Below are 2,310 nucleotides of genomic sequence, written 5' to 3'. Positions count from 1 at the left end.
GCCGACCACCTCGGCGCCGAGCACGTGCCGCTGGGCGAGGTGCGCGCCGACGCACTGGCCGGTGCGGTGCGGCAGCGCACCGGACCGACGGAGAACGACACCCGACCCCACGACACCCGGAGGAGTGCCTGATGCCCAAGGGACAGCCGGAGACCGTGCCGGACGACGGCCTGACCACACGGCAGCGCAGGCACCGCCCGATCCTCGCCGTGCACACCGGGGAGATGAAGGGCAAGTCCACCGCCGCGTTCGGCATGGCGCTGCGCGCGTGGAACCAGGGCTGGGACATCGGCGTGTTCCAGTTCGTCAAGTCCGCGAAGTGGCGCGTCGGCGAGGAGTCCGCCCTGCGCACCCTCGGCGCGAGCGGCGAGGGCGGTAGCGTCGAGTGGAACAAGATGGGCGAGGGCTGGAGCTGGGCCCGCAAGAAGGGCACCGAGGACGATCACGCCGCCGACGCCCGCGAGGGCTGGGCCGAGATCAAACGCCGGATCGCCGAACAGCGGCACGACTTCTACGTGCTCGACGAGTTCACCTACCCGCTGCACTGGGGCTGGGTCGACGTGGACGACGTGGTGGAGACCCTGCGCGCCCGCGAGGGTCGGCAGCACGTCGTGATCACCGGTCGCCGGGCGCCGCAGGCGCTGCTGGACGCCGCCGACCTGGTGGCGGAGATGTCCAAGGTGAAGCACCCGATGGACGCCGGGCAGAAGGGTCAACGGGGGATCGAGTGGTAGCCCGGATCGTTGTCGCCGCCCCCGGGTCCGGGCACGGCAAGACGACCGTCGCCACCGGCCTGATGGCCGCGCTGCGCGAACGCGGCGTGGCCGTGTCCGGGCACAAGGTGGGGCCGGATTTCATCGACCCGAGCTACCACGCCGTGGCCACCGGCCTGCCGCCGCGTAACCTGGACCCGTTCCTGCAGGGGGAGCAGAGGCTGGTGCCGTTGCTGCGGCACGGCGCCCGCGCGGCCGAGGTCGCGGTGATCGAGGGCGTGATGGGCCTGTTCGACGGCGCCCTGGCCACCGAGGGCTACGCCTCCACCGCGCACGTCGCCAAGCTGGTCTCCGCCCCGGTGGTGCTGGTGGTGGACGCGAGCGCGGCCAGCCGCAGTGTGGCGGCGCTGGTGCTCGGCTTCGCCCGCTACGATCCGGACGTCGAGCTGGCCGGGGTGATCCTGAACAAGCTGGGTTCGCAGCGGCACGAGGACGAGATCCGCGCCGCGCTGGAGCCCACGGGCATCCCGGTGCTGGGGGCGCTGCGACGCGAGGAGGACGTGCACGCGCCCGGCAGGCACCTCGGGCTGGTGCCCGCCGGGGAACGGGCCGGTGAGGCGGGGAAGCTCGCGCCCCGGCTGGCCGAGTGGGTACGCGGCGGGGTGGATCTCGATGCCGTCGTACGCGCGGCGGGCACCGCCCCGGCGCTGCACGCTCCGCCGTGGAACCCGGCCGACGAGCTCGGTGACCTCGGGAACGGGCGACGGTCCGTGGTGGCGGCGGCGTCGGGGGAGGCGTTCACCTTCCGCTACACCGAGACCACCGAACTGCTCGACGCGGCGGGGGTGGACGTGGTCGACCTGGACCCGATTCACGACCGCGCGCTGCCGGACGGCTGCGCGGGGCTGTATTTCGGGGGCGGGTTCCCCGAGGTGCACGTCGCCGACATCTCCGGCAACGCCGAACTACGCGGTCGGGTGGCCGACGCGATCGCGGGCGGGATGCCGGTGGTGGCCGAGTGCGCCGGGCTGCTGTATCTGTGCCGGGAGCTGGACGGGCTGCCGATGGTGGGCGCGCTGGACGCCACCGCGCGGATGACGCAGCGTGGTGCGCTGGGCTACCGGCGTGCCACCGCGCCGACCGACTCGGTGCTGGCCGGGACGGGGGAGCGGGTCACCGGGCACGAGTTCCACCGCACCGTGGTCGAACCCCGGAACGGTGTTCCGGCCGCGTGGGAGTGGGACGGCGAACCGGAGGGCTTCTCCACACCCACCCTGCACGCCTCGTACCTGCACGTGCACTGGGCCGGACATCCCGGCCTGGCCCGCCGGTTCACGCAGGCGGTCCACAATGGATGACGTGGTCGACGGTGAGGTGGAGTACGACCTGCACCACCACGGCGACCGCGAGGTCGGTGACGGGCTGGTGGACCTCGCGGTCAACGTGCGGCTGGCCGAACCACCCGGATGGCTGCGCCGCGAGCTGGCGGCCTGCCTGACCGACCTCGCCGCCTACCCGGACGTGCGCGGCGCCACGGAGGCGATCGCCACCCGGCACGGGCGGGAGACGGCCGACGTGCTGCCCACGGCGGGTGCGG

At 73.6% G+C, this 2,310-nt stretch carries 2 protein-coding genes and 1 pseudogene; all 3 read left to right on the top strand.

The features are described 5' to 3' along the window. Positions 1 to 131 precede the first annotated feature (131 nt). Positions 132 to 734 (top strand): cob(I)yrinic acid a,c-diamide adenosyltransferase, encoded by a 603-nt coding sequence (gene cobO, locus ACTIR_RS0117135; RefSeq protein ID WP_026455200.1) that lies wholly within the window; start codon positions 132 to 134, stop codon positions 732 to 734. Further along, positions 728 to 2,071, top strand: coding sequence for a cobyrinate a,c-diamide synthase (locus tag ACTIR_RS0117130; RefSeq protein ID WP_026455199.1), 1,344 nt, complete (start codon positions 728 to 730; stop codon positions 2,069 to 2,071). Before cobO ends, ACTIR_RS0117130 begins: the two co-directional genes overlap by 7 nt. Beyond that, positions 2,064 to 2,310 (top strand): annotated as a pseudogene (locus ACTIR_RS26820) (Rv2231c family pyridoxal phosphate-dependent protein CobC); the annotation flags it as partial. The gene ACTIR_RS0117130 and the pseudogene ACTIR_RS26820, both read left to right, overlap by 8 nt.

Origin of the sequence: Saccharomonospora iraqiensis subsp. iraqiensis (assembly GCF_000430445.1) — a bacterium.
Taxonomy (GTDB): Bacteria; Actinomycetota; Actinomycetes; order Mycobacteriales; family Pseudonocardiaceae; genus Saccharomonospora; species Saccharomonospora iraqiensis.
This window is presented reverse-complemented; position numbering and strand designations above follow the sequence as displayed.